Genomic DNA, 26,871 nt, shown 5'->3' with positions numbered 1-26,871 from the left:
CTGTTTCCATGAACCCTCACGCTCCCCTCATCATCGACGTGGCCGGCCACAGCCTGACCACGGTGGACCGCCAGCGCCTGGCCCATCCCCTGGTCGGCGGCGTCATCCTGTTCGGCCGCAACTGGCAGGATCGGGCCCAGCTCACCGCGCTGTGCCGCCAGATCAAGGCTGTGCGGCACGACCTGCTGATCGCCGTGGACCATGAAGGTGGCCGTGTGCAGCGCTTCTGCACCGACGGTTTCACCCACCTGCCCGCCATGCGCAGCCTCGGCCAGATGTGGCTGCGCGGCCCCAAGGCCGGCGAACCCGCTGGCGCGGCGGCCCTGCAGGCGAGCAATGCCGCGACCGCGGCCGGCTTTGTGCTGGGTGCCGAGCTGCGCGCCTGCGGCGTGGACCTTACTTTTGCGCCGGTGCTCGATCTGGATTACGGTGAGAGCTCGGTGATTGGCGACCGCGCCTTCGGTCGCGATCCACGCCTGGTCACGGTGCTGGCGCAAGGCCTGATGCTCGGCCTGCTGCAGAGCGGCATGGGCCATTGCGGCAAACACTTCCCCGGCCATGGTTTCGTCAAGGCCGACTCGCACCTCGCGATCCCGGTGGACCGGCGCAGCCTCAAGGCCATCCTGGCCGAGGACGCCGCGCCCTACGGCTGGCTCTCGGCCAGCCTGCAGGCCGTGATGCCCGCGCACGTGATCTACCCCAAGGTCGACAACCGCCCTGCCGGCTTCTCGTCGCGCTGGCTGCAGGACATCCTGCGGCGCCGCCTCGGCTTTACCGGTGCGATCTTCAGCGACGACCTCAGCATGGCCGCGGCGCGGCAGATCGGTGGCCGTGAAGTGAGCTTCACCGAAGCCGCGCTGGCCGCGCTCACGGCCGGGGGGGACATGGTGCTGCTCTGCAACCAGTCGGTGGTGGACGGTGGCGCCCCGATCGACGAGGCGATCGACGCGCTCTCTCAGGCGGTGCTGGAAAGTCGCTGGCAGCCCAGCGCGGCGAGCGAAGAACGTCGGCTCGCGTTGCTGCCCCGCATGGCCGCCCCCGATTGGGACACGCTGATGGTCAGCGAGCGCTACATGCAGGCGCTGTCGCTGCTGCCGGGCTGATCAGCGGTTCAGGCCCAGCTTGTCCAGCAGGTCCGACACCAGCTCCAGGCGCAACAAAGGGTTGTCCAGCGCCATCAGGCGCTGTTTGAGCTCGGCCGGCGCGGGCAGCAGTTCGGCCCAGCGGTTGCGCCACCCAGCCACTGTCATCCCACTGGTAGGGCGGCTGCAGCGGCAACTGCTCCAGGCTGTCCGGGTCGCGCTCCTGCAGGTTCTGCAGCAGGTGCTGCAGGCCGTCCCGGGTGTGGGCCAGGTGTTCCGGCACGGGCACCGCAACCTCCGGCTCGTCGAGTCGCACATCCGCCACCCACAGGCCATGGGGCAGCTGGCTGCGGCGCTGCACGTGGAACCGCTGCAGGCCACGGCAGCGGATCATCATCAGGCCGGGTTGTGGCCGTTCCAGGCTTTCGATCTGCGCCAGCGTGCCCACGGGGTGGAACACCTCTTTCGCAAAACCGTCGCCCCCGGGGGGCGCCTCGGGGTCAAGGCGCCGCACCTCGCTGCCCTCGCTCAGGCAGACCACGCCAAAGGGCGCGCCGGCCTTGTGGCAGCGGCCGATCATGTCGAGGTAACGCACCTCGAAGATGCGCAGAGGAAGCCAGCCACCGGGGTACAGAACCGTCTGCAACGGGAACAGCGGGAGCTGCGACAGCGTGAGCGCCTCGGCAACCCCGGAGGTGGGACTCAATCGTCGACCACCGCGTCGGCGCTCTGGCGCTGCAGCATGGCCAGGGTGTTGGCGATGGTGGCGCGCAGTTCGCGCCGGTCGCAGATGAAGTCCACCGCGCCCTTGGTCTGCAGGAACTCGGCGCGCTGGAAACCTTCGGGCAGCTTCACCCGCACGGTGTTCTCGATCACGCGCGGGCCGGCAAAGCCGATCAGCGCCCGGGGTTCGGCGATCACCACGTCGCCCACGAAGGCAAAGCCCGCGCTCACCCCGCCCATGGTCGGGTCGGTCAGCACGCTGATGTAGGGCAGGCCCTTCTTGGCCAGGCGCGTCAGGGCCGCGTTGGTCTTGCGCATTTGCATGAGCGAGAGCAGGCCTTCCTGCATGCGCGCGCCGCCCGTGGCGGTGAAGCAGATGAAAGGCACCTTTTGCGCGATGGCTTCTTCGACGCCGCGCACGAAGCGCTCGCCGACCACCGAGCCCATGGAGCCGCCCATGAAGTCGAATTCAAAACACGCGACCACCAGGCTGACACCGTGCACCGCGCCGCCCATGACCACCAGCGCGTCGGTCTCGCCGGTGGTTTCCAGCGCGTCTTTCAGGCGCTCCGGGTACTTGCGGCTGTCCTTGAACTTGAGCGCGTCCACCGGCAGCACTTCCTGGGCGATTTCGTAGCGGCCTTCAGCGTCCAGGAACGCATTGAGGCGCGCGCGCGCACCGATGCGGTGGTGGTGGCTGCAATGCGGGCAGACGTTCTGGTTCTTTTCCAGATCGTTCTTGTAGAGCACGGCTTCGCAGCTCGGGCACTTGATCCACAGGCCCTCGGGCACGCTGCGGCGCTCGGTCGGGTCGGTGGGGGTGATCTTGGGGGGGAGCAGTTTTTCGAGCCAGGACATGTTTCTCTCCTTGCGGGGGACAAAGGGAATTAAACCATGGGAGAGGTTGGGCGCGGGCCAGCCGCCGGGCCGCCCCCAAGGCAGGCCCAGCCCCCTTGGGGGGCAGCGACCCGCGCAGCGGTGGAGCGTGGGGGCCTGGTTATGCGTCGAGCGCTTTCCGGATGGTGCGAAGGAACTGGATCGCCACCGCCACCACCTTTTCGTGGGGTTCGTTCTCCAGCAACTGGATGATCTTGCTGCCAATGACCACCGCGTCGGCGGTCTGGCCGATGGCGCGCGCCGTTTCGGCATCGCGGATGCCGAAGCCCACACCCACCGGCACGCTCACGTGCGCGCGGATGCGGGGCAGCATGGCCTCGACCTGGCCGATGTCCAGCGTGCCGGCGCCGGTGACGCCCTTGAGCGACACGTAGTACACATAGCCGCTGCGCAGCGCGCGCCACCTGCGCCATGCGCTCGTCGGTGGAGGTGGGGGCCAGCAGGAAGATCAAGTCCATGCCGTGCTCGCGCAGCGAGGCGGCGAATTCCTCGCATTCCTCGGGCGGGTAGTCGACGATCAGCACGCCGTCCACGCCCGCCTGGCTGGCATCGCGCACGAAGGCGCCCGCGCCATGCTTCTGGTCGTAGCGCTCCACCGGGTTGGCGTAGCCCATGAGCACCACCGGCGTGGTGTGGTTGCGCTCGCGGAAACTGCGCACCATGGCGAGCACCTGGGTCATGCCGATGCCCAGCGCCAGCGCGCGATCGCCGGCTTTCTGGATCACGGGGCCGTCGGCCGACGGGTCGGAGAACGGCACGCCGAGCTCGATGATGTCGGCGCCGGCCTCGGCCATACCGTGCATCAGGTCCGGCGTGATGTCGGCGAACGGAAAACCGGCCGTGACGTAGGGAATCAAGGCCTTGCGGCCCTGGGACTTGAGCTGGGAGAGGGTGTTTTCGATGCGGCTCATTTGGCGTTGCCCCCCTTCACGGTGAGCCCGCGCATGGAAGGTCTGTCGTAAAAATCGACGCCCGAGAGGTCGGCCACGGTGCCGATGTCCTTGTCGCCCCGGCCCGAGAGGTTGACCAGGATGGACTGGTCGGGCTTCATGGTCTTGGCCAGCTTGAGGGCGTAGGCCACGGCGTGGCTGGACTCCAGCGCGGGGATGATGCCCTCGGTGCGGCAGAGGTGGTGGAAGGCTTCGAGCGCTTCGGTGTCGGTGATGCCCACGTACTCGGCGCGGCCGACGTCCTTCAGGAAGGCGTGCTCCGGCCCCACGCCGGGGTAGTCCAGGCCCGCGCTGATGCTGTGGGTTTCGGTCACCTGGCCGTTGTCGTCCTGCAGCACGTAGGTGCGGTTGCCGTGCAGCACACCCGGGCTGCCTTTCTGCAGCGAGGCCGAATGTTTGCCACTCTCCAGGCCTTCGCCAGCGGCTTCCACGCCGATCAGGCGGGTGGCTTCATAGGGGATGTAGGGGTGGAAGATGCCCATGGCATTGCTGCCGCCGCCCACGCAGGCGATCACCGCGTCGGGCTGTTCGCTGCGGCATCCGGCGGCGGCCAGCATCTCGGGCACCTGCACCAGGCACTCCTTGCCGATCACGCTCTGGAAGTCGCGCACCATCATCGGGTAGGGGTGCGGGCCGGCCACGGTGCCGATGATGTAGAAGGTGTTGTCGACGTTGGCGACCCAGTCGCGCATGGCCTCGTTCAGCGCATCCTTGAGCGTCTTGCTGCCCGACTCCACCGGCACCACGGTGGCGCCCAGCAGTTTCATGCGGTAGACGTTGGGGCTCTGGCGTTTCACGTCTTCGCTGCCCATGTAGACCACGCACTCCAGGCCGTAGCGCGCGCAGATGGTCGCGGTGCGCAGCGCCGTGCTGGCCGGCCCCGGTTTCGGCGATGACGCGCGGCTTGCCCATGCGACGCGCCAGCATGGCCTGGCCGATGGTGTTGTTCACCTTGTGCGCGCCGGTGTGGTTGAGGTCTTCGCGCTTGAGGAAGATCTGCGCGCCGCCGGCCTCTCGGCTCATGCGCGCGGCGTGGTAGACCGGGCTGGGGCGGCCCACGAAATGGGCCAGCTCGCTCTCGAACTCGGCCAGGAACTCGGGGTCGTGCTGGTATTTCGCGTACGCGGCCTTGAGTTCGTTGATCGCGTGGGTGAGCGTCTCGCTCACGAAGCTGCCGCCGTAGATGCCGAAATGGCCGCGGGCGTCGGGTTGTTGGTAGGTCGTCTGCATGGGGTGTCTCGGTGGGACTGCCAGCCTGACCCCATGAAAGGGGTCAGGTCGAGCAGGGGGTCTGCGCATCGGCCGCCCGCACGGCGGCCACGAAGGCGAGCATCTTGTCGGGGTCCTTGATGCCTTTGGCGGCTTCGACCCCGGAGCTCACGTCAACGGCCCAGGGCCGCACGCGCGTGATGCCATCGGTCACGTTTGCAGGCGTGAGTCCACCAGACAAAACGAGGCGAGAGCTGGCGTTTAGAAGTGGATGTGACCAAGGGAAGGCTGTCCAGTCGAAGGATTGACCACCACCGCCATAGCCCTCGACGAGCGCGTCGAGCAGGATGGCCTGGGCGGCCGAGTGGTCCGAGGCGTATTTTAGAAGATCGAAGCCGGCCCCGGCGGGGCCGGTGGGAATGCGCGCCGCGCGCAGGTAGGGCCGGCCGGCGGCCTGGCACTCGGCGGGCGTCTCATCGCCGTGGAACTGCAGCAGGGCCTGGGGCACGGCGTCGCAGCCCTGGCGGATCTGGTCAGGGGTGGCGTTGACGAACAGCAGCACCGGTGTGACGAAGGGTGGCAGGCGGCGAGCGAGTTCGCCGGCGCGCCGCGCCGTCACATGGCGAGGGCTCTGGGCGTACAGCACGAAGCCAATGGCGTCGGCGCCAGCGCGCACGGCCGTGTCCACGTCCGCCTCGCGGGTGAGGCCGCAAATCTTGATGCGCGTGCGGTGGTGGGGTGTCATGGCAGCCAGTCGAAAGCGGGTGTGCCCTCGGGCAGACCCAGCCCGGCATCGTAGACCGGTCCGAGAAAGTACAGGCCGTCAGGGGAAAAGGTCGGGGCGGCGGCGTCGCGGCTGCGGGCCTGCAGCACCTCGGCCATCCAGGAGGGAGGACGGTTGCCGCTGCCAATGGCGATCAGGCAACCCATGATGTTGCGGATCATGTGGTGCAGGAAGGCCGAGGCCTCGAACTCGAAGCGCCAGTAGCTTCCGCGGCGCGCGATGTCCATCCTCATCAGATCCTTGACGGGCGAGTGGGCCTGGCACTGTGCCGCTCGGAACGAGGTGAAATCGTGTTCGCCCAGCAGGGCTTGCGCCGCCTGCACCATGGGATCCAGCGCAAGCGGGCGAAACACCCAGCCGACCTGGCCAGCGTCCACGCTCGGGCGCACCGGCGATTCGAGCAACACATAGGCATAGCGGCGCGAGCGGGCGCTGGCCCGGGCGTGGAAGCTCTGGGGCACGTGCCGCGCCCACTGCACGGCGATGTTGTCGGGCAGAAAGCTGTTGGTGCCACGGACCCAGGCGTTCTCGGGCCGGTCGAGTGGCGTATCGAAATGCACCACCTGCATCAAGCCGTGCACCCCCGCATCGGTGCGGCCCGCGCAGAGCGTTTTCACCGTGTCGTCCTGGGCGCTGAAGCGCGTTAGCGCCTGCTCGAGATGGTCTTGCACGGTGCGTCCGCCCGGCTGGCTTTGCCAGCCGTCGTAGGCGCGACCGTTGTAGCTCACGCCCAGTGCGACGCGGGTGCGGCTGGGCTCCTGGGGCGGTGGGAGCAAAAGCGAAAACCGAGGGCGCGTCAGGCCAGATCGGCCAGGAAAGTCCCTGCCTTGGCCTTGAGCGAACCCGAGGCTTCGGCCAGCACTTCCTCCGCCAGCGAACGCGCACCCTCGAAGTCGCCAATGGCGCGGAATTCCTCCGCCAGCGACAGCTTGGTCTCCAGCGGATTTTCTTCCGTCAGGCGGCCGGCCGAGGTGGCGTCGTCTTCCACGGGCGGCGCGCTCAGATCGAGGTTGAGGTGGTTCAGGTCGAACGACAGCATGTCGGCCGCCGCCGGGGGCGGGGTCTGGGGGCGGTGGTCCGCCGCGTGCGGGGTGTCCAGGTCGAGGATCGGGCCGTCGTCGAACGACAGCGAGTCGATGCTGGGTGCCGGGGTGCGGTCCATGGCTTGCACCGGCTCGGGCGCATGCTCCTGCAGCGGGGCGGGGCCGGACGGGAAGTCCAAGTCGAAGTCCATCGACATGGACGAGGGCGGGCCATCCTTCGCGTCCGCGGGGGCATTGGTCAGCGCCTCGGTCATCTTGAGGTCGTCCATGCTGGACATGCCCGCCTCCCGGGCGGCCAGCGGTGCGGCGTCCGAGGGTTCGTCGAGCGAAAAGTCCAGATCGAGGTCGAGATCGCCCAGGCCGGACGGCGGGGCTTGCTTGCCGGGCTCGTTCAGCGTGCTGGCGCCAAAGGGCATGGTGTTCAGGCCGGCACCCGCGATGCCCGCCGTGGCCGCGACCTTCACGGCCGGGCTGCCGCCGGGTTGGTACAGGGGGTTGGAGGGATCCAGGTCCTTGCCAAGTTCGCAGGCGTGTTCCCATTCCGGGCCCTGGCCTTGCGTGAGGTTGTAGGCCTCCGTAGCCACCACCTCGAACGCGCGCGCATCGCGGCGCTTGGCGTAGATTTCCAGCAGCTTGTTGTGGATGCGCCACGCGCGTGGGCGTGCTGCGCATCGCTTCCTTGAGGATTTCCTCGGCCTGCAGGTCGCGACCGTAGGCGAGATACACGTCGGCTTCGGCGACCGGATCCACATCACCTGCCGCATCCAGCTGGCTGGGCGAGTACACCATGGACGAGCCGGAGGCCACGGATTCCGCGGTGTCGATGCGCTGACCACCGCTGGAGCCGAAGAACGAATCGGGTTGCAGGCGGCTTTCCAGGAAGGAGCTGTCGACGCTCGAACCGTGCTTGCGCTGGCGGATGCGATAGAGGCCCAGGCCGGCCAGCAAGGCCAGCAGGCCGCCCGCCACAGGCAGGGCCAGCGGGTTGTCGCGCAACTGGTCGAAGAACGAAGGTTCGTCGGGCAGCGGCGTGGGCACCGGCAGCGGAGGCTTCACCGGAGCTGGGGTGGTGGAAGGCGCGGCGGCCGCTGGGGCCTCGGCCGGCGGTGCGGCCGGCGCCGGGGCTTCTGCCGCAGGCGCGGCGGGCGCGGGAGCTGCCTCGGTCGGCGCGGGTGCGGCGGGCACGGTCACCGTGGGAGCCGGTGCCGGAGCGGCCGCAGGGGCCGCCGCTGCAGGCGCTGCAGGGGCAGGCGCGGCAGCGGGAGCCGCCGGTGCGGGCGCAGGGGCGCTGCCGCCGCCCAGCTTGGACAATTCCTCGATGTTGCGCGAGAGCTCGGCCACGCGCGAGGACGCTTCCTTGGCCTGGCGTTCCTTGGCGATCTTGTCTTCGTTGGCGGCCTGGCCTGGCGCGGCTTCCTTGGACAGCGTCAGCTTGTCGGCGGCCGGTGCGGCGGGCTTGGCTTCCTTGACTTCGGTCTGCACCTGGCCGGCGGCCTGCCGATCGGCGGCGGCGACACCCGCCTCGGGCGCGCTGCCTGCGAGGCGGCGGCGGAATTCATTGAAATCGCGGCTCTGGGCCGTGATGGTCTGGCGTGCCTCACTCGGCGCGATGGCGCTGGCTTCCGCTGCGCTGGGCAGGTCAAGCACAACGCCGGCCTTCATGCGGTTGACGTTGCCCGAGATGAAGGCGTTGGGGTTCTGTCGCAGCATTGCCACGAGCATCTGGTCCAGGGACACGTCCGCTGGCTTGTTGGCGGCCGCGATGCCGCCGGCGGTGTCACCGGCTTTGACGCGGACCTGGCCTCCACCCGCGCTGCTGGGAGCGGCCGGTGCAGGCGTGGGCCGAGCCACCGGTGCGGGTGCCGGGGCAGGTGTGGGTGCCGCGGCGGCCGGCGCCGGGGTCGCGGCTCGGGGTGGCTGCACCTGAGGCTGGGCGACGCTGGGCGCGGGTGCCGCAGGGCGTGGCGCTGAGGCGGCCGGGGGGGCAGACACGCCCGGCGCCACGGGCACCGGCTGAGGCGCGGCCGCGCGCAGGTTCGGTGGGTCGAAGAGCAGGGTGTAGTCGCGAACCATGCGGCCGGACGACCAGTTGGCCTCGACGATGAGGTCCACAAAGGGTTCGGTGACCGGGCGCGAACTGGTCAGGCGCAGGTAGGCACGGCCATCGGCGCGCCGTTGCAGGCTGATCTGCAGGGTCGCCAGCGCGGCGTTGACGTCCACGCCCGCCGCCCGGAAGGTATCGCCGGAAGCCAGGCCCACCCGCAGGCTGGCGGCTTCTTCCGCATTGATGTCCGGCACGTCGATCTCGGCCCGTAGCGGTTCGCCCAGGGCCGACTGCACCACCACACGACCGAGCGCCAAGGCCTCGGCATCGCTGTGGTGCACGAGGCCCGCACACAGCACCGCCGCCGCAGCGACCGCATGCAACCGCGCGAGACCTCGTAAACCCGTGCCGGGAGGCACTGGGCGGGTCTGTTGGGATGGGGTGTGGCGGGAGATGGATGGCACTTTGACCTCGACGTAAAAAACCGAGAATTGACCTTAACATCAACGGATTACAGTGACAAGCTGAGAATCCGCTTGAGTTTCTTCGTCGACCCTCTGTCGTCGCGGGGCGGGTTGTTGCGTTGCAGTGGCGCAACGTGAACAACCACACCCTTCATCCATCGATGCCATCCCCGGGTGGGTCAGGCCTCGAGCAGGATGCGCAGCATGCGGCGCAGGGGTTCTGCCGCGCCCCAGAGCAGTTGATCGCCGATGGTGAAGGCGCCCACGTACTCCGGGCCCATGGCCAGCTTGCGAACACGGCCCACCGGGATCGTCATGGTGCCCGTCACGGTCACCGGGGTCAGGTCCTGGATCGTCGCTTCGCGCGTGTTCGGCACCACTTTCACCCAGGCGTTGTCGGCCGCGATCATGGCTTCGATATCGGCCACGGGCACGTCCTTCTTGAGCTTGAAGGTGAGGGCCTGGCTGTGGCAGCGCATGGCGCCCACGCGCACGCAGAAGCCGTCCACCGGGATGGCCGGGATATTGAAGCCTTCACCCATGCCGAGGATCTTGTTGGTCTCGGCCATGCCCTTCCACTCTTCCTTGGACATGCCATTGCCCAGGTCCTTGTCGATCCAGGGGATGAGCGAGCCGCCCAGTGGCACGCCGAAGTTGGCGGTCTCAGCGCCCGAGAGCGAGCGCTGCTTGGCGATCACCTTGCGATCGATCTCCAGGATGGCGCTCTTGGGGTCGTCCAACAGGGCCTTGACCTCGGCGTTGAGCGTGCCGTACTGCGTGAGCAACTCGCGCATGTGCTGGGCACCACCGCCGGAAGCCGCCTGGTAGGTTTGCGTGCTCATCCACTCCACCAGGCCCGCCTTGTAGAGCGCGCCCACACCCATGAGCATGCAGCTCACGGTGCAGTTGCCACCGATCCAGTCCTTGCCGCCCTGGGCCAGGGCGTTCTGGATGACGGGCAGGTTGACCGGGTCCAGGACGATGACGGCGTTCTTGTCCATGCGCAGCGTGGACGCGGCGTCGATCCAGTGGCCGTTCCAGCCCGCCGCGCGCAGCTTGGGGTAGACCTCGCTGGTGTAGTCGCCGCCCTGGGCGGTGATGACGATGTCGCAGCGCTTGAGGGCCGCGATGTCGTGCGCGTCCTGCAGCTGGGTTTCGTTTTTCGCCATCGCAGGGGCTTTGCCGCCCGCGTTGGAGGTGGAGAAAAACAGCGGTTCGATCAGGTCAAAGTCGCTCTCCGCGACCATGCGGTCCATCAGCACGGAACCGACCATGCCGCGCCAGCCAACGAGTCCTACGAGTTTCATGTCAACGCCCTTCAGTTAAAAAACCGTTTTGCCCCGGCTCGTCTGGCCGGGGAGGGGCGTGACGAACCGGAGCTGTATCAGCCCTTGGTAATGGTTTTGGTGATGGCGGCCACGACGGCATCGCCCATGCCGCGGGTGCTCACCTTGGTCGTGCCCTCCGACCAGATGTCCGTGGTGCGCAGGCCGGACGCGAGCACGCTGCTGACCGCAGTTTCAATGCGGTCGGCGGCTTCGGTCTGGTTGAACGTGAATCTGAGCATCATGGCAGCGGACAGTATTGTAGCCAGAGGATTGGCCAGGTTCTTGCCGGCGATGTCCGGCGCGCTGCCGTGGCTGGGTTCGTACAGGCCCTGGTTCTTCGTGTTGAGCGAGGCCGAGGGCAGCATGCCGATGGATCCGGTGAGCATGGACGCCTCGTCGGACAGGATGTCACCGAACATGTTGCCGGTGACGACCACGTCGAACTTCTTGGGCGCGCGCACCAGCTGCATGGCGGCGTTGTCCACGTACATGTGCTCCAGCTCCACGTCGGGGTACTGGGCGTGCACCTCGGTCACCACGTCCTTCCAGAACTGAAAGGTTTCGAGCACGTTGGCCTTGTCGACGCTGGTCACCTTCTTGTTGCGCTTGCGTGCGGCCTGGAAGGCCACGTGGGCGATGCGCTCGATCTCGGGCTTGCTGTAGCGCATGGTGTCGAAGGCTTCCTCCGCGCCGGGGAAGTGCCCGTCGGTGGCGGTGCGCCGGCCACGGGGCTGGCCGAAGTAGATGTCGCCGGTCAGCTCGCGGATGATGAGGATGTCCAGGCCGGAGATCAGTTCGGGCTTGAGGCTGGAGGCGCCCACCAGCTCGGGATAGCAGATGGCCGGGCGGAAGTTGGCAAACAGGCCAAGGTGCTTGCGCAGGCCCAGGATGGCTTGTTCCGGGCGCAGCGGGCGGTCCAGCTTGTCGTACTTCCAGTCGCCCACGGCACCGAAGAGCACCGCGTCGGCGTCCATCGCCAGTTTCAGGGTGGACTCGGGCAGCGGGTGGCCGTGGGCCTCGTAGGCCGCGCCACCCACCAGGGCGGACTCCATTTCGATCGGCAGCTCGAGTGCCTGAAGGACCCTGACCGCTTCGGCCACGATTTCGGTGCCGATGCCGTCACCCGGAAGAACTGCGATTTTCATGTGATGTGAAGTTGGAGTCGAGAGAAATGCTCAGGCCGCCATCGTGTGCGCGAGCCAGGGCTTGGTCGCCAGGCGCTCGGCTTCGAAGGCCGCGATCTTGTCCTTGTAGCGCAGCGTGAGGCCGATGTCGTCCAGCCCGTTGAGCAGGCAGTACTTGCGGAACGCCTGCACGTCGAAGGGGATTTCCTCGCCCTGCGGCTTGACGATCACCTGGCGCTCCAGGTCGATGGTGAGCTGGTAGCCGGGGAAGGCCGCGACTTCATCGAACAGCTGGGCCACCTGCGCCTCGGGCAACTGGATGGGCAGCAGGCCGTTCTTGAAGCAGTTGTTGAAGAAGATGTCGGCGTAGCTGGGCGCGATGATGGCGCGAAAACCGTACTGGTCGATGGCCCAGGGCGCGTGCTCGCGGCTGGAGCCGCAGCCGAAGTTCTTGCGCGCCAGCAGCACGGACGCACCGGCGTAGCGCGGCTGGTTGAGCACGAAGTCGGGGTTGGGCTTGCGGCTGGCCGGGTCCTGGCCCGGTTCGCCCTTGTCGAGGTAGCGCCACTCGTCGAACAGGTTCTCGCCGAAGCCGGTCTTGCGGATCGACTTCAGGAACTGCTTGGGGATGATGGCGTCGGTGTCGACGTTCTCGCGGTCCATCGGGGCCACGAGGCCCTTGTGGAGGGTGAATTTCTGCATGGTGATGTGTGCCTGTTATTTGGCGATGTCCTGGACCTTCTCGCCGGCTTTTTCAATGCCCTTGCCGGCCGCCTGGCCGGCTTGCTTGGCGTCCTGCTTGACGCCGGTCCAGGTGTTGCACGCGGCCAGCGTCAGCGAGAGGGCGAAGGCGGCTGCGATCCATGCAATGCGTTTCATGTGAATCTCCTGAGGGTGGTTGCGGGGGAAGGAGGAAGGGTCAAGCGAAGGTGCGCACGTCCACGAAGTGGCCGTGCACCGCGGCCGCGGCGGCCATGGCGGGGGACACCAGGTGGGTGCGGCCACCAGCGCCCTGGCGGCCTTCGAAGTTGCGGTTGCTGGTGGAGGCGCAGCGCTCGCCCGGCTCCAGCCGGTCGGCGTTCATGGCCAGGCACATCGAGCAACCGGGCTCGCGCCACTCGAAGCCCGCCGCCTTGAAGATCTCGTGCAGGCCTTCGCGCTCGGCCTGGGCCTTCACCAGGCCGGAGCCCGGCACGACCAGCGCCAGCTTGACGTTCTTGCGCACCTTCTGGCCGAGCTTCTTCACCACGGCGGCGGCTTCGCGCATGTCTTCGATGCGGCTGTTGGTGCAGGAACCGATGAAGACCTTGTCGACGAAGATGTCGTTGAGCGGCTTGCCGGGCGACAGGTCCATGTAGGTCAGCGCGCGTTCGATGGCGCCGCGCTTGTTGGCGTCCTTTTCGCGGTCGGGGTCGGGCACCGAGCCGTCGATGCCGAGCACCATCTCGGGCGAGGTGCCCCAGGTGACCTGCGGCACGATCTGCGAGGCGTCGAGTTCGACCACGGCGTCGAACGTCGCGTCGGTGTCGGACTGCAGGGTCTTCCAGTAGGCCACGGCCTGGTCCCATTCCACGCCGGTGGGCGAGAGCGGGCGGCCCTTGACGTATTCGATGGTCTTGTCGTCCACCGCCACGAGGCCGGCGCGCGCGCCGCCTTCGATGGCATGTTGCACACCGTCATGCGGCCTTCCATGCTCAGCGCGCGGATCGCCGCGCCGCCGAACTCGATGGTGTAGCCCGTGCCGCCGGCCGTGCCGATCTTGCCGATGATGGCCAGCACGATGTCCTTGGCGGTGCAGCCCTTGGCGAGCTGGCCGTCCACGCGCACCAGCATGTTCTTGGCTTTCTTGGCCAGCAGGGTCTGCGTGGCCAGCACGTGCTCGACCTCGCTGGTGCCGATGCCGTGGGCCAGGGCGCCGAACGCCCCGTGGGTGGAGGTGTGGCTGTCGCCGCAGACCACGGTCATGCCCGGCAGGGTCGCGCCGTTTTCCGGGCCGATCACGTGCACGATGCCCTGGCGCTTGGACATGAAGGGGAAGAACGCGGCCGCGCCGAATTCGGCGATGTTGCTGTCCAGCGTGGTGATCTGTTCCTTGCTGACCGGGTCGGTGATGCCGTCGTAGCCGAGTTCCCAGCCGTTGGTGGGCGTGTTGTGGTCGGCGGTGCGCGCCACCGAACTCACGCGCCAGACCTTGCGGCCAGCCTGGCGCAGGCCTTCATAGGCCTGGGGGCTGGTGACTTCGTGCACCAGGTGCCGGTCGATGTAGAGCACGGACGTGCCGTCCTCTTCGGTGTGGACAACGTGTTCGTCCCAGATCTTGTCGTAGAGCGTGCGTGGCATGGCGTGGGTCTTGTCGTGGAGGAAGGATTTTAGGCCGCCTGACGGACATCGGCGGCACTGAGGTGATCCACCAGCAGGCGTGCGCTGGCGGGCAGGCTGGAGAAATCGCGGGCCACCAGCACCAGCTGGCGCTGGGCCCAGGGATCGGTCAAGGGCACGGCCTGCAGCGCATCGCCGGTGCTCAGCAACTGGAAGGCGCGCTCGGGCATCACGCCCACGCCCAGGCCGTTGGCGATCATGCGGCACATGGCGTCCAGCCCAGTTACGCGGATGCGCACGCGTACGGTGGTGCCGGCCTGGGTGGCAGCCTGGTGCGTGGCCAGGTGGATGGAGCTGTTGGCGTGCAGGCCCACATGGTCGAAGGGCAGGGTGGCTTCGAAGGGCGCGGGGCCGCCGCTGGCCAGCGGGTGCCCGCGTGGCACCACGAGCGCCAGGCTGTCGCGCCGGTAGGGCAGGCTTTGCAGGCCAACGGTGCCCATGGCGCCGTTGCACAGGCCGAGGTCGGTGGCGCCCTCCTTTACCGCGCGCAACACCTCGGGGCTGAGGTGCTCCTCCAGATCGATCTTGATCTGGGGGTGTTGGCGCGCGAAGGCGCCCAGGTCTTCGGGCAGGAACTGCACGATGGCCGAGATGCTGGCGTGCACGCGCACATGCCCGCGCACGCCATCGGCGTACTCGGCCAGTTCGATCTGCATCTTCTCCAGGCCGAACAGCACGGTGCGCGCGTGGTGCAGCAGGCCCTCGCCCGCGGGCGTGAGCCGCACGCCCCGCGCATGGCGGTGCAGCAGTGTGGTGCCCAGCGCGCTTTCCAGGTCCGACAGGCGCTTGCTGATCGCCGAGGCGGCGATGAACTCCCGCTCCGCCGCGCGGCCGATGCTGCCCAGCTCGCACACGGCCACGAAGAGCTGCAGCGAGGTGAGGTCGATCTGGCGGGCGAAATTGCGTTCCGAGAGCATGGGGCGTTGGCTTCTCGTTTGGAGAGGTCGAAAAAGGATTTTCCCTCAGATAGTGAGTCCATGACATCGTCAAGGACGATGGGTGGCTTGCTGCTCTGCGCAGGCCGGAGGCGAAAAAAAGCCCGCCGGGCGGCGGGCTTTCAGGGGGGCGGACGCCGATCAGCGGTTCGCCAGCGGCTTGACGTCGCGGCGCACCGAGCCGGTGAACAGCTGGCGCGGACGGCCGATCTTGTACTCAGGGTCGCTGATCATCTCGTTGAGCTGGGCGATCCAGCCGACGGTGCGCGCCAGCGCGAAGATGCCGGTGAACAGGTTGACCGGGATGCCGATGGCGCGCTGCACGATGCCGGAGTAGAAGTCCACGTTCGGGTAGAGCTTGCGCGAGACGAAGTACTCGTCTTCCAGCGCGATCTTCTCGAGTTCCTTGGCCAGCTTGAACAGGGGGTCGTTTTCCAGGCCCAGTTCCTGCAGCACTTCGTTGCAGGTTTCCTGCATCAGCTTGGCGCGCGGGTCGTAGTTCTTGTACACGCGGTGACCGAAGCCCATGAGCTTGACGCCGGAGTTCTTGTCCTTGACCTTCTCCATGAACTCGCCAACCTTGGAGACGCCGCCGTTGCGCTGGATGTCTTCCAGCATGTTCAGGCAGGCCTCGTTGGCGCCGCCGTGGGCCGGGCCCCACAGGCAGGCCACGCCGGCCGCGATGGCGGCGAACGGGTTGGTGCCCGACGAGCCGCACAGGCGCACGGTGGAGGTGGAGGCGTTCTGCTCGTGGTCGGCGTGCAGGATGAAGATGCGGTCCAGCGCGCGCTCGAGCACCGGGTTGACCTGGTACTCCTCGCAGGGCGTGCCGAACATCATGCGCAGGAAGTTGCCCGAGTAGCTCAGGTCGTTCTTCGGGTACATGTAGGGCTGGCCGATGCCGTACTTGTAGGCCATCGCCCCCAGCGTGGGCATCTTGGCGATCAGTCGGATCGCGGCGATCTCACGGTGCTTCGGGTTGTTGATGTCCGTGCTGTCGTGATAGAAGGCCGACAGGCCGCCGACCAGGCCGGTGAGCACGGCCATGGGGTGGGCGTCACGGCGGAAGCCGCGCAGGAAAAACTGCATCTGCTCGTTGACCATGGTGTGGTTGGTCACGAGCTTGTGGAAGTCGCCCCGCTGCGATTCGTTCGGCAGCTCGCCGTTGAGCAGCAGGTAGCAGGTGTCGAGGTAGTCGCACTGCGTCGCCAGCTGTTCGATGGGGTAGCCGCGGTACAGCAGCTCGCCCTTGTCGCCATCGATGTAGGTGATGGCCGACTGGCACGAGGCCGTGGACAGGAAGCCCGGGTCGTAGGTGAACATGCCGGTCTGCGCGTAGAGCTTTCGGATGTCGATCACGTCCGGACCGATGTTGCCGGCGTAGACCGGCAGGTCGACGCTGGGGCTGCCGTTGGAGAACGACAGGGTGGCTTTGTTGTCTACGAGTTTCATGCAGGTTCCTCGGATGATGAGAGAGGTCGCAGGCCGCGCAGCAGTGCAAGCACTTGCGTCACGTCCGCGCGTTCGAGATCGCCTTGGAGGGGCTTTCGACCGAGCAGCAGATCCAGCAGGTCGTTGTCGGACAAGTCCATCAAGAGCCCGAGTGCATCGGCTTGGCGCACGGTTAAGCCAGATTCGTGCCTGGCGAAGAATCGCTCGATGAACAGATCGTTCTCGAGCAGGCCACGACGACACCGCCAGCGCAGCTTGCTCAGCGCGCGCTCGTCCAGCAAGGCATCCTGCAGGGGGGTGTCGGTCATGGGGTTCGGGGGTGGGCGCTCAGACCGAGCGCAGCACCATCATTTCCTTGATCTTGCCGATGGCCTTTGTGGGGTTCAGGCCCTTGGGGCAGACGTCCACGCAGTTCATGATGGTGTGGCAGCGGAACAGGCGGTACGGGTCTTCCAGGTTGTCCAGGCGCTCACTGGTGGCCTGGTCGCGGCTGTCGGCGATGAAGCGGTAGGCCTGCAGCAGGCCTGCGGGGCCGACGAACTTGTCCGGGTTCCACCAGAAGCTCGGGCAGCTGGTTGAGCAACTGGCGCACAGGATGCACTCGTACAGGCCGTTGAGCTCTTCGCGCTCTTCGGGGCTCTGCAGGCGCTCCTTCTCGGGCGCCACGGTTTCGTTGATCAGGTAGGGCTTGATGCTGTTGTACTGCTTGAAGAACAGCGTCATGTCCACGATCAGGTCGCGCACCACCGGCAGGCCGGGCAGCGGCTTGAGCACGATGTCGCCCTTGAGCGTGTTCATGTTGGTCAGGCAGGCCAGACCGTTCTTGCCGTTGATGTTCATGGCGTCCGAGCCGCACACGCCTTCACGGCACGAGCGGCGGAACGAGATGGAGGGATCCACCGCCTTGAGCTTCATCAGGGCATCGAGCAGCATGCGCTCATGGCGATCGAGTTCGACTTCGATGCTCTGCATGTAGGGCTTGGCGTCCTTGTCCGGGTCGTAGCGGTAGATCTTGAAGGTGCGTTTTGCCATGGTTTGTTCTCCGTGCGTCGTGGGTGCTGGGTGAAGGGGCTCAGAAGGTGCGGACCTTCGGGGGCACCGACTCCACGGTCAGGGGCTTGAGGTTGACAGGCTTGTAAGTCAGGCTGTTGTCGGCGCTGTGCCACAGCGTGTGCTTCATCCACTCCGCGTCGTTGCGGCCCAGGGGGAACTGCGCGTCGTCGGCCGGGCGCTCGTAGTCGTTCACCGTGTGGGCGCCGCGGCACTCGCGGCGCGCGGCGGCCGAGGTCATGGTGGCCTGGGCGCATTCGATCAGGTTCTCCACTTCCAGCGCTTCGATGCGCGCGGTGTTGAACACCTTGGACTTGTCCTTGAGCGTGATGGCGGCGACGCGTGCGCGCATCGCGTTGATCTTGACCACGCCTTCGTCCATGCTGGCCTGTGTGCGGAACACGCCGGCGTGCTGCTGCATGGCGGTGCGCAGGTCGTTGGCCACGTCCTGCGAATACTCGCCATCGGTGGCGTTGTCCAGGCGGGCCAGGCGGGCCAGCGTCTTGTCCGCCGCGTCGGCAGGCAGGGGCTTGTGGATCTTGTTCTTGTTGTTGTACTGGACGATGTGGTCACCAGCCGCCTTGCCGAACACGAGCAGGTCGAGCAGCGAGTTGGTGCCCAGGCGGTTGGCGCCGTGCACGCTCACGCAGGAGCATTCGCCCACGGCGTAGAGACCGTTGACCACCTTCTGGTTGCCCTGGCCGTCCGGAGTCACCACCTGACCGTGGATGTTGGTCGGGATGCCGCCCATCTGGTAGTGGATGGTGGGCACCACGGGGATGGGGTCCTTGGTGATGTCGACGTTGGCGAAGTTGTGCCCGATCTCGTAGACCGAGGGCAGGCGCTTCATGATGTCGTTGACGCCGATGTGCGTCATGTCGAGGTGGATGTAGTCCTTGTTCGGACCGCAGCCGCGTCCTTCCTTGATTTCCTGGTCCATGCAGCGCGAGACGAAGTCGCGCGGTGCCAGGTCTTTCAGCGTGGGCGCGTAACGCTCCATGAAACGATCGCCGTTGACGTTGCGCAGGATGGCGCCTTCGCCGCGGCAGCCTTCGGTCAGCAGCACGCCCGCGCCGGCCACGCCGGTGGGGTGGAACTGCCAGAACTCCATGTCCTGCAGCGGGATGCCGGCGCGCGCCGCCATGCCCAGGCCGTCACCGGTGTTGATGAACGCGTTGGTGGAAGCCGCGAAGATGCGACCGGCGCCGCCGGTGGCCAGCAGCGTGGTCTTGGCTTCGAGGATGTAGGTCTCGCCGGTTTCCATCTCCAGCGCGGTCACGCCGACCACGTCGCCGCTGGCGTCGCGGATCAGGTCCAGCGCCATCCATTCGACGAAGAAGGTGGTGCGGGCCTGCACGTTCTGCTGGTACAGGGTGTGCAGCATGGCGTGGCCGGTGCGGTCGGCCGCGGCGCAGGCGCGCTGCACCGGCTTCTCACCGTAGTTGGCGGTGTGGCCGCCGAACGGGCGCTGGTAGATCGTGCCGTCGGGGTTGCGGTCGAACGGCATGCCGAAGTGTTCGAGCTCGTAGACGACCTTGGGGGCTTCACGGCACATGAACTCGATGGCGTCCTGGTCGCCCAGCCAGTCGGAGCCCTTGATGGTGTCGTAGAAGTGGTAGTGCCAGTTGTCCTCGTTCATGTTACCGAGCGAGGCGCCGATGCCGCCCTGGGCCGCCACGGTGTGCGAGCGCGTGGGGAACACCTTGGAGAGCACGGCCACCTTGAGGCCGGCGCGCGCGAGCTGCAGCGAGGCGCGCATGCCGGAGCCGCCGGCGCCGACGATGACCACGTCGAACTGACGCTTGGGAAGGGATGCGGATGCGGTCATGGCTTCAGAGCCTCCAGAGAACTTGAACGGCCCAGCCCAGGCAGGACAGGAGCCAGACGATGGTGAAGACGTGCAGCACGAGGCGGATGCCGGCGGGCTTGACGTAGTCCATCCAGATGTCGCGCATGCCGACCCACACGTGGTAGGCCAGGGCCAGGAAGACGGCGAAGGTCAGCGCCTTCATCCACTGTTGGGCGAAGATGCCGGCCCAGCTCTCGTAGCCGATGGGGCCGCTGATGAACAGCACCTGCAGCAGCACGATCAGCGTGAAGATCGCCATGAGGGCGGCGGTGATGCGCTGGGCGAGCCAGTCGCGCAGGCCGTAGTGGGCGCCGGTGACGACGCGCTTGGAACCGTAGTTGACGGACATGTTCAGTTTCCTCGTCGCTATCAGTACAGGCCGAACAGCTTGGCGCCCAGCACCAGCGTGAGGCCGATGCTCAGCACCAGCGTGACGATGGCGGAAGAGCGGCCGAATTCCTTGCTCACCGCATGGCAGGCGTCCATGTACAGGTGGCGGACGCCGGCGATCAGGTGGTGCAGGTAGGCCCAGATGATGGACAGCACCACGAGCTTGAAGAACCAGCCCGGCACGAAGCCGATGCCGGCGGAAAACGCCGAGCTGAAACGTTCGAAGGACAGCTCGGACGACACGGAGGTGTCGAACAGCCAGACGATCAGGGGGAGCAGGATGAACATCAGGCCGCCGCTGGCGCGGTGCAGGATCGACACCCAGCCGGCCGGAGGCAGGCGGTAGGTGGTGAGATCCTTGAAGGCGTTGATGTTGCGGAACTCGGGCCGCTTCTTGGTCAACTCGGTCATGGTGGGGCTTTCTTCCGGGGAGGGAGGGGTCGTCGCGGCTTGGTAACTCGTTGGTAACTATTGCCAAGGCGCGTCAAATTCTATTGCAATGCACCAAACCGCAGTCCGGCACTCGGACGCTCCCCGATATCCGGGGCTCCGGCTGGGTGCGCCATCAGCTCAGCTCGTTGCGGTAATGGCGTGCGTCGGTGCGGTAGTAGCCGCGGCGCAACTCCATGGGTTCGTCGTTGTAGGTGTAGGCCAGGCGTTCCACGCTCAGCAGCGGGTGCCCGGGCGCGACGCCCAGCAGGGTGGCGGTGTCTTCGTCGGCGCTGACCGCCTTGATCTTTTCCACCGCGCGCACCATGCGCACGCCGAACTGCGTTTCGAACAGGGCGTACATCGGGCCCTTGTCTTCCGACAGCGCCTCGATCGTCAGGCCTTTGAAGGGGCCGCCCGGCAGCCAGAGTTCTTCCACGATGGCGGGGATGCCGGCGAACGCCAGCACGCGCTTGACCTGCAGCACAGCGTCGCCCGTGCGCAGGGCCAGCTGGCGCGCCACCTCGGCCGGCGCGCGCAGGCGGCGGCATTCGACGATGCGGCGCTCGGCCGGCCCCTGGTCTTCCAGCGTGCCGGTGTCGGGCAGCAGGCGCAGGAAGCGGTACTGGATGTGTTGCTCGGCGTGGGTGCGCACGAAGGTGCCTTTGCCTTGGCGGCGCACCAGCAGGTTGTCGGTGGCGAGTTCGTCGATCGCCTTGCGCACGGTGCCCTGGCTCACGCGAAAGCGCGCGGCCAGGTCGAATTCGCTCGGGATCATGTCGCCCGGCTTCCACTCGCCCGCCTGCAGGCTGCGCAGGATCAGGGTCTTGATCTGCTGGTACAGCGGGCTGAAGGCCGGCGCGGTGTTCTCGAACACGGGGGCGCCGGCCTCTGCAGGTGCCGCGTCGGTGGGATTCTGGGGTGAGGTGCGCATGCGTTTGCGGGCGCCATCGGGAGGGCGCTCATGGCTTCAATCATATCTTATATAAGACATAAGACAAATTGACGTATCAGGGTTTGCGAGGGTACACTCACGGGCTGTCCAGGGGGTTCGCCCGCCTCGTCATTTCTCTCTTCCCCAACGTCCTTTTCCGGAGTTTTCACCATGAACAAGAAGCCCGTTCGCGTTGCCGTCACCGGCGCCGCTGGCCAGATCGGTTACGCCCTGCTGTTTCGCATCGCCTCCGGCGAGATGCTGGGCAAGGACCAGCCCGTGATCCTGCAGCTGCTGGAAATTCCGGACGAGAAGGCCCAGAAGGCGCTCAAGGGCGTGATGATGGAGCTGGAAGACTGCGCGTTCCCGCTGCTGGCCGGCATGGAAGCCCACAGCGACCCCATGACCGCCTTCAAGGACACCGACTACGCCCTGCTGGTGGGTGCCCGTCCGCGCGGCCCCGGCATGGAGCGCGCCGACCTGCTGGCCGCCAACGCCCAGATCTTCACCGCCCAGGGCAAGGCGCTGGACAAGGTCGCCAGCCGCGACGTCAAGGTGCTGGTGGTCGGCAACCCCGCCAACACCAACGCCTACATCGCCATGAAAAGCGCGCCCAGCCTGCCGCGCGAGAACTTCACCGCCATGCTGCGCCTGGACCACAACCGCGCCGCCAGCCAGATCGCCGCCAAGACCGGTGGCAAGGTCGGCGAGATCGAGAAGCTCACCGTCTGGGGCAACCACTCGCCCACCATGTACGCCGACTACCGCTTCGCCACGATCGGCGGCAAGAGCGTGAAGGATGCGATCAACGACCAGGTCTGGAACGCCGACACCTTCCTGCCCACCGTGGGCAAGCGCGGCGCCGCCATCATCGAGGCGCGTGGCCTGTCGTCGGCCGCTTCGGCCGCCAACGCCGCCATCGACCACATGCGCGACTGGGCCCTGGGCTCCAACGGCAAGTGGGTCACCATGGGCGTGCCCTCCAACGGCGAATACGGCATCCCCAAGGACGTGATCTTCGGCTTCCCCGTCACCACCGAAGGCGGCAAGTACAAGATCATTGAAGGCCTGGAAATCGACGCCTTCTCGCAAGAGCGCATCAACAAGACGCTGGACGAGCTCAAGGGTGAGCAGGACGGCGTCAAGCACCTCCTGTAATCGGCTGGTAACCGCGCCTTGGCTCCGATCCATCCTCGCCACATCCTGCTCGGTGCCCAGGCCGGCGCGTTCGCGCTGCCGGTCTGCGACCACTACAGCGGGGTGGAAGCCCGGATGCGCAAGAGCCTGGCGCTGCAGGCCGAGATGGCCGAGGAGTTCGGCACCTGCGTCTTCGACGTCACGCTGGATTGCGAGGACGGCGCGCCCGTGGGCGGTGAGGCCGAGCACGCCGCGCTGGTGACCGAACTGGCCCTGGCCGCGGCGCCCGAGGCGCGCGTGGCGGTGCGCGTGCACCCGGTGGACCACCCGGCGTTCGACGCCGACGTCGCCACCATCGCGGCGCGCGCCGGCCATCGCCTCGCGCACCTCATGGTGCCCAAGGTCGAATCGGTCGCCGACGTGCAGCGCGCAGCGGACGCGCTCGACGCCGCTGGCGCCCGGGCCTTGCCCCTGCACGTGCTCGTCGAGTCCCCCGCGGCGGTGCACCGCGCGTTCGACATCGCCGCCCACCCCCGGGTGCAGAGCATCAGCTTCGGCCTGATGGACTTCGTCTCGGCGCACGGCGGCGCCATCCCGGCCGACGGCATGAGCGCCGCCGGCCAGTTCTCGCACCCGCTGGTGCTGCGCGCCAAGCTGGAGATCGCCTCGGCCTGCCATGCGCACGGCAAGGTGCCCTCGCACTGCGTGGTGACCGAGTTCAAGCACCTGGATGCCCTGCAGCAGGCCGCCCGCCAGGCCGCCCGCGAGCTCGGTTACACGCGCATGTGGAGCATCCACCCTGATCAGATCCGCCCCATCCTGGCCGCGTTCGCGCCCCAGGCGAGCGAGGTCCACACCGCCGCCGCCCTCATCGAGCGCGCCCTGGCCGCCGACTGGGCGCCGGTGCAGTTCGAAGGCCGCCTGCACGACCGGGCGAGCTACCGCTACTTCTGGCAAGTGCTGGAGCGCGCGCACCAGACCGGCCTGCCATTGCCCGACACGGTGCAAGCCCACTTCGCCGAACCCGCCGCCCTGCGGCATTGAGCTTGCTTGGCAACCGTCCCCACCTGTTTTCTGCCCCACGAATTTCACATCCCCACTGGAGAACCCCATGTCCACCTTCCTCACCGACTACCGCGCCCACGCCGCCGAACGCGCCGCGCTGGGCATTCCTCCGCTGCCGCTGGACGCCAAGCAGGTCGCCGACCTGATCGAGCTGATCAAGGCACCGCCGGCCGGTGAGGACGCCTTCCTGCTGGACCTCATCACGCACCGCGTGCCGCCCGGCGTGGACGACGCGGCCAAGGTCAAGGCCAGCTTCCTGGCCGCCGTGGCGCATGGCGACGTGAAGGTGAGCCTGATCTCCAAGTCCAAGGCCACCGAGCTGCTGGGCACCATGGTGGGCGGCTACAACGTGCACCCGCTGATCGAACTGCTGGACGACGAGGAAGTGGCCAGCGTGGCGGCCGAGGGCCTGAAGAAGACGCTGCTGATGTTCGACTTCTTCAACGACGTGGCCGAGAAGGCCAAGGCTGGCAACCTCAAGGCCCGCCAGGTGATGCAGAGCTGGGCCGACGCCGAGTGGTTCACCAGCCGCCCCGAAGTCGACAAGACCATCACCGTGACCGTGTTCAAGGTGCCCGGCGAAACCAACACCGACGACCTCTCGCCCGCACCCGACGCCTGGAGCCGCCCGGACATCCCGCTGCACTACCTCGCCATGCTGAAGAACACGCGCGAAGGCGCGGCCTTCAAGCCCGAGGAAGACGGCAAGCGCGGCCCGATGCAGTTCATCGACGACCTGAAGAAGAAGGGCCACCTCGTGGCCTACGTGGGCGATGTGGTGGGCACCGGCTCCAGCCGCAAGTCGGCCACCAACAGCGTGATCTGGGCCACCGGCCAGGACATCCCCTTCGTGCCCAACAAGCGCTTCGGTGGCGTCACGCTGGGCGGCAAGATCGCCCCCATCTTCTTCAACACCCAGGAAGACTCGGGCGCGCTGCCGATCGAAGTGGACGTGAGCAAGCTCGAAATGGGCGACGTGATCGACATCCACCCCTACGACGGCAAGATCACCAAGGGTGGCGCCACGCTGGTCGAATTCCAGCTGCGCAGCGACGTGCTGTTCGACGAAGTGCGCGCCGGCGGCCGCATCAACCTGATCATCGGCCGCTCGCTCACCGCCAAGGCGCGTGAGTTCCTGGGCCTGCCCGCCAGCACGGTGTTCCGCCTGCCGCAGGCACCCGCCGAAACCAAGGCCGGCTTCACCCTGGCCCAGAAGATGGTGGGGCGCGCGGTCGGCCTGCCCGAAGGCTTCGGCGTGCGCCCCGGCACCTACTGCGAACCCAAGATGACCACCGTCGGTTCGCAGGACACCACCGGCCCGATGACGCGCGACGAACTGAAGGACCTGGCCTGCCTGGGCTTCAGCGCCGACATGGTGATGCAGTCCTTCTGCCACACCGCCGCCTACCCCAAGCCGGTGGACGTGAAGACCCACCGCGAGCTGCCCGCCTTCATCAGCAACCGCGGCGGCGTGGCCCTGCGCCCGGGCGACGGCGTGATCCACAGCTGGCTCAACCGCCTGCTGCTGCCCGACACCGTGGGCACCGGCGGTGACTCGCACACCCGTTTCCCGATCGGCATCAGCTTCCCCGCCGGCTCCGGCCTGGTGGCCTTCGGCGCCGCCACCGGCGTGATGCCGCTGGACATGCCCGAATCCGTGCTGGTGCGCTTCAAGGGCCAGATGCAGCCCGGCGTGACCCTGCGCGACCTGGTGCACGCGATCCCGCTGTACGCGATCAAGGCCGGTCTGCTGACCGTGGCGCAAGGCCGGCAAGATCAACATCTTCTCGGGCCGCATCCTGGAAATCGAAGGCCTGCCGGATCTGAAGGTCGAACAGGCCTTCGAGCTGAGCGACGCTTCGGCCGAGCGCTCGGCCGCCGGTTGCACCATCAAGCTCAACCCCGAGCCGGTGAAGGAATACCTCACCAGCAACGTGGTGCTGATGAAGAACATGATCGCCCAGGGCTACGCCGATGCCCGCAGCCTGAAGCGCCGCATCGAGAAGGTGGAAGCCTGGCTGCGCAAACCCCAGCCTGCTCGAAGCCGACAAGGACGCCGAGTACGCCGCCGTGATCGAGATCGACTTGGCCGACATCAAGGAACCCATCCTCTGCTGCCCGAACGACCCCGATGACGCCAAGACCCTGTCCGACGTGGCCGGCACCAAGATCGATGAAGCCTTCATCGGTTCGTGCATGACCAACATCGGCCACTTCCGTGCCGCGGCCAAGCTGCTGGGCGGCCAGCGCGACATCCCCGTCAAGCTGTGGGTCGCGCCGCCGACCAAGATGGACGAGAGCGAGCTGATCAAGGAAGGCCACTACTCGGCGTTCGGCACCGCCGGTGCCCGCACCGAAATGCCCGGCTGCTCGCTGTGCATGGGCAACCAGGCGCAGGTGCGCGAAGGCGCGACCGTGGTGTCCACCTCCACCCGCAACTTCCCGAACCGCCTGGGCAAGAACACCAACGTGTACCTGGCCTCGGCCGAACTCGCGGCCATCGCCTCCAAGCTGGGCCACATCCCCACCGTGGCCGAGTACCACGAAGCCATGGGCGTGGTGAACAAGGACGGCGCGGCGATCTACCAGTACATGAACTTCGACCAGATCGAGGAGTACGCCGAGGCCGCGAAGGGTGTGACGGCGTAAAAGGGACCCCCCGCGCCGCCTTCGGCGTCACCCCCCGGGGGCGGCGCTGGAGGGCCGGTGGAGCCGGACCCTCGGCGCCCTGGATCAAAAAAGCCGCTGCGGTTGCAGCGGCTTTTTTACGCCTGCGCGGCGAGTTGCCTGAGCAACTCTGCAGACGCTTCATCGCCTGGAAAGAAGGTCTCCAGCGCCAGCTCCTGCAGGGTGATGTCCACCGGCGAGCCGAACACCGTGGTCGTGCTCACGAGGTTCAGCGCGCCATGGCCGGTGTTGAACTGGAAAGGCATCAGCACGCCATGGTGTTCGCCCGGCAGCGTGCCGGCGTCGTTGCCGAACGATGCCGGGTAGCCCTTGAGTTCGGCCAGCAGCGCGGCCAGCGCCTCATCGCCGGTGGCGTGGATCTGCTGGCGCAGGCGCTCGAACAGGTGCTCGCGCCATTGCCGCAGGTTGGCGATGCGCGGCGCCAGCCCCTCGGGGTGCAGGCTCAGGCGCAGCACGTTGACGGGGCCCTCCAGCAGCCGGGGCGAGGCCCCCACCATCAGCAGCGGCACCAGGCGGTTGGCCATCACCAGGTTCCAGTGCCGGTCCATCGCCAGCGCGGGCCAGGGTTCGTGGCAGTCCAGGATGCGCTTGACCGCCGCGCGCGCCGAGGCCATGTCGGGCGCGTCCAGCGGGCGCTCGCGGTACATCGGCGCGTACCCGGCGGCTTCCAGCAGCGCGTTGCGTTCGCGCAGCGGCACCTCGAGGCGGTCGACCAGGCGCAGCACCATGTCGCGGCTGGGGCTGGCGCGGCCGGTCTCCACGTAGCTCAGGTGCCGGGTGGACACATCGGCCACGTGCGCCAGGTCGAGCTGGCTCAGGCGGCGCCGCTGGCGCCAGTGGCGCAGGCGTTCGCCGAACGGGGAGGGGGTGGTCAGGGCGTTCATGGGCGGCATGGTAGGGCACCCGGGCGCCGCC

General features: G+C 67.4%; 20 protein-coding genes and 6 pseudogenes. 4 read left to right on the top strand and 22 right to left on the bottom strand.

Translation table 11 applies throughout. From position 1 onward, the window contains the following. Positions 1 to 8 precede the first annotated feature (8 nt). Positions 9 to 1,103, top strand: a complete 1,095-nt coding sequence (gene nagZ / locus ACFJI0_RS16540) for a beta-N-acetylhexosaminidase (protein WP_382321209.1) — start codon at positions 9 to 11, stop codon at positions 1,101 to 1,103. Here the strand turns inward: nagZ and ACFJI0_RS16535 are convergent. From ACFJI0_RS16535 to ACFJI0_RS16435, 21 genes and pseudogenes are all read right to left on the bottom strand, one after another. Next, positions 1,104 to 1,788 (bottom strand): annotated as a pseudogene (locus ACFJI0_RS16535) (LON peptidase substrate-binding domain-containing protein). Next, positions 1,785 to 2,663 (bottom strand): acetyl-CoA carboxylase, carboxyltransferase subunit beta, encoded by an 879-nt coding sequence (gene accD / locus ACFJI0_RS16530; protein WP_382321207.1) that lies wholly within the window; start codon positions 2,661 to 2,663, stop codon positions 1,785 to 1,787. Before accD ends, ACFJI0_RS16535 begins: the two are co-directional and overlap by 4 nt. A 139-nt stretch (positions 2,664 to 2,802) precedes the next feature. Continuing rightward, positions 2,803 to 3,613, bottom strand: a pseudogene (gene trpA / locus ACFJI0_RS16525) (tryptophan synthase subunit alpha). Beyond that, positions 3,610 to 4,882: pseudogene (trpB, locus tag ACFJI0_RS16520) on the bottom strand (tryptophan synthase subunit beta). Before trpB ends, trpA begins: the two co-directional pseudogenes overlap by 4 nt. A 43-nt stretch (positions 4,883 to 4,925) precedes the next feature. Next, positions 4,926 to 5,606 (bottom strand): phosphoribosylanthranilate isomerase, encoded by a 681-nt coding sequence (locus tag ACFJI0_RS16515; RefSeq protein ID WP_382321205.1) that lies wholly within the window; start codon positions 5,604 to 5,606, stop codon positions 4,926 to 4,928. Further along, a complete protein-coding gene (gene truA / locus ACFJI0_RS16510) occupies positions 5,603 to 6,421 on the bottom strand; it encodes a tRNA pseudouridine(38-40) synthase TruA (RefSeq protein ID WP_382325693.1) in 819 nt (272 codons plus the stop codon). The genes ACFJI0_RS16515 and truA overlap by 4 nt, the downstream gene beginning before the upstream one ends. A gap of 20 nt (positions 6,422 to 6,441) precedes the next feature. Continuing rightward, on the bottom strand, positions 6,442 to 7,272 hold the full coding sequence (locus ACFJI0_RS16505) for a FimV/HubP family polar landmark protein (RefSeq protein ID WP_382325691.1): 831 nt from the start codon (positions 7,270 to 7,272) through the stop codon (positions 6,442 to 6,444). A 1,039-nt stretch (positions 7,273 to 8,311) separates the two neighbouring features. Continuing rightward, positions 8,312 to 8,410, bottom strand: a pseudogene (locus ACFJI0_RS16500) (FimV/HubP family polar landmark protein); the annotation flags it as partial. Between the two features lie 965 nt (positions 8,411 to 9,375). Further along, positions 9,376 to 10,503 carry an aspartate-semialdehyde dehydrogenase gene (gene asd / locus ACFJI0_RS16495; RefSeq protein ID WP_382321203.1) on the bottom strand — a complete coding sequence of 376 codons (1,128 nt, stop codon included), beginning with the start codon at positions 10,501 to 10,503 and terminating at the stop codon, positions 9,376 to 9,378. A 77-nt stretch (positions 10,504 to 10,580) separates the two neighbouring features. After that, positions 10,581 to 11,669: a 3-isopropylmalate dehydrogenase gene (gene leuB, locus ACFJI0_RS16490; protein WP_382155946.1), complete on the bottom strand. Its 1,089-nt coding sequence runs from the start codon at positions 11,667 to 11,669 to the stop codon at positions 10,581 to 10,583. A gap of 30 nt (positions 11,670 to 11,699) precedes the next feature. Beyond that, positions 11,700 to 12,350, bottom strand: coding sequence for a 3-isopropylmalate dehydratase small subunit (gene leuD / locus ACFJI0_RS16485; protein WP_382321201.1), 651 nt, complete (start codon positions 12,348 to 12,350; stop codon positions 11,700 to 11,702). 15 nt (positions 12,351 to 12,365) lie between these two features. Further along, positions 12,366 to 12,527, bottom strand: coding sequence for an entericidin EcnAB (locus ACFJI0_RS16480; protein WP_291114172.1), 162 nt, complete (start codon positions 12,525 to 12,527; stop codon positions 12,366 to 12,368). Between the two features lie 40 nt (positions 12,528 to 12,567). Continuing rightward, a pseudogene (gene leuC / locus ACFJI0_RS16475) lies at positions 12,568 to 13,988 on the bottom strand (3-isopropylmalate dehydratase large subunit). A 29-nt stretch (positions 13,989 to 14,017) separates the two neighbouring features. Further along, entirely contained in the window at positions 14,018 to 14,944 is a 927-nt protein-coding gene (locus tag ACFJI0_RS16470) for a LysR family transcriptional regulator (RefSeq protein WP_382321199.1), read from the bottom strand. Between the two features lie 159 nt (positions 14,945 to 15,103). After that, on the bottom strand, positions 15,104 to 16,414 hold the full coding sequence (locus tag ACFJI0_RS16465) for a citrate synthase (protein ID WP_382321197.1): 1,311 nt from the start codon (positions 16,412 to 16,414) through the stop codon (positions 15,104 to 15,106). Next, positions 16,411 to 16,722, bottom strand: a complete 312-nt coding sequence (locus ACFJI0_RS16460) for a succinate dehydrogenase assembly factor 2 (RefSeq protein ID WP_291119968.1) — start codon at positions 16,720 to 16,722, stop codon at positions 16,411 to 16,413. Before ACFJI0_RS16460 ends, ACFJI0_RS16465 begins: the two co-directional genes overlap by 4 nt. A 19-nt stretch (positions 16,723 to 16,741) precedes the next feature. Further along, positions 16,742 to 17,446, bottom strand: a complete 705-nt coding sequence (locus ACFJI0_RS16455; protein WP_382321195.1) for a succinate dehydrogenase iron-sulfur subunit — start codon at positions 17,444 to 17,446, stop codon at positions 16,742 to 16,744. Positions 17,447 to 17,486: 40 nt separating this feature from the next. Further along, positions 17,487 to 19,292: a succinate dehydrogenase flavoprotein subunit gene (gene sdhA, locus ACFJI0_RS16450; RefSeq protein ID WP_382321193.1), complete on the bottom strand. Its 1,806-nt coding sequence runs from the start codon at positions 19,290 to 19,292 to the stop codon at positions 17,487 to 17,489. Positions 19,293 to 19,296: 4 nt separating this feature from the next. Next, positions 19,297 to 19,662 carry a succinate dehydrogenase, hydrophobic membrane anchor protein gene (gene sdhD / locus ACFJI0_RS16445; protein WP_291119976.1) on the bottom strand — a complete coding sequence of 122 codons (366 nt, stop codon included), beginning with the start codon at positions 19,660 to 19,662 and terminating at the stop codon, positions 19,297 to 19,299. Positions 19,663 to 19,682: 20 nt separating this feature from the next. Beyond that, a complete protein-coding gene (gene sdhC, locus ACFJI0_RS16440) occupies positions 19,683 to 20,114 on the bottom strand; it encodes a succinate dehydrogenase, cytochrome b556 subunit (protein ID WP_382321192.1) in 432 nt (143 codons plus the stop codon). A gap of 154 nt (positions 20,115 to 20,268) precedes the next feature. Next, complete coding sequence (locus ACFJI0_RS16435; RefSeq protein ID WP_382321191.1) at positions 20,269 to 21,066, bottom strand: GntR family transcriptional regulator; 798 nt, start codon at positions 21,064 to 21,066, stop codon at positions 20,269 to 20,271. 171 nt (positions 21,067 to 21,237) lie between these two features. Between ACFJI0_RS16435 and ACFJI0_RS16430 the strand changes: the two genes are divergently transcribed. The 3 genes and pseudogenes from ACFJI0_RS16430 to acnB all read left to right on the top strand — a co-directional run bounded on the left by ACFJI0_RS16430 (position 21,238) and on the right by acnB (position 25,917). Further along, positions 21,238 to 22,224: a malate dehydrogenase gene (locus tag ACFJI0_RS16430; protein WP_297403047.1), complete on the top strand. Its 987-nt coding sequence runs from the start codon at positions 21,238 to 21,240 to the stop codon at positions 22,222 to 22,224. An 18-nt stretch (positions 22,225 to 22,242) separates the two neighbouring features. Continuing rightward, positions 22,243 to 23,247: an HpcH/HpaI aldolase/citrate lyase family protein gene (locus tag ACFJI0_RS16425; RefSeq protein WP_382321189.1), complete on the top strand. Its 1,005-nt coding sequence runs from the start codon at positions 22,243 to 22,245 to the stop codon at positions 23,245 to 23,247. Between the two features lie 67 nt (positions 23,248 to 23,314). After that, positions 23,315 to 25,917: pseudogene (acnB, locus tag ACFJI0_RS16420) on the top strand (bifunctional aconitate hydratase 2/2-methylisocitrate dehydratase). 116 nt (positions 25,918 to 26,033) lie between these two features. Here acnB and ACFJI0_RS16415 read toward each other — a convergent pair. Continuing rightward, positions 26,034 to 26,840, bottom strand: coding sequence for a helix-turn-helix domain-containing protein (locus ACFJI0_RS16415; protein ID WP_382321187.1), 807 nt, complete (start codon positions 26,838 to 26,840; stop codon positions 26,034 to 26,036). Between the last annotated feature and the right edge of the window lie 31 nt (positions 26,841 to 26,871).

The sequence above is a fragment of the Hydrogenophaga sp. UC242_53 genome, from assembly GCF_042696965.1.
Taxonomy (GTDB): Bacteria; Pseudomonadota; Gammaproteobacteria; order Burkholderiales; family Burkholderiaceae_C; genus Hydrogenophaga.
This window is presented reverse-complemented; position numbering and strand designations above follow the sequence as displayed.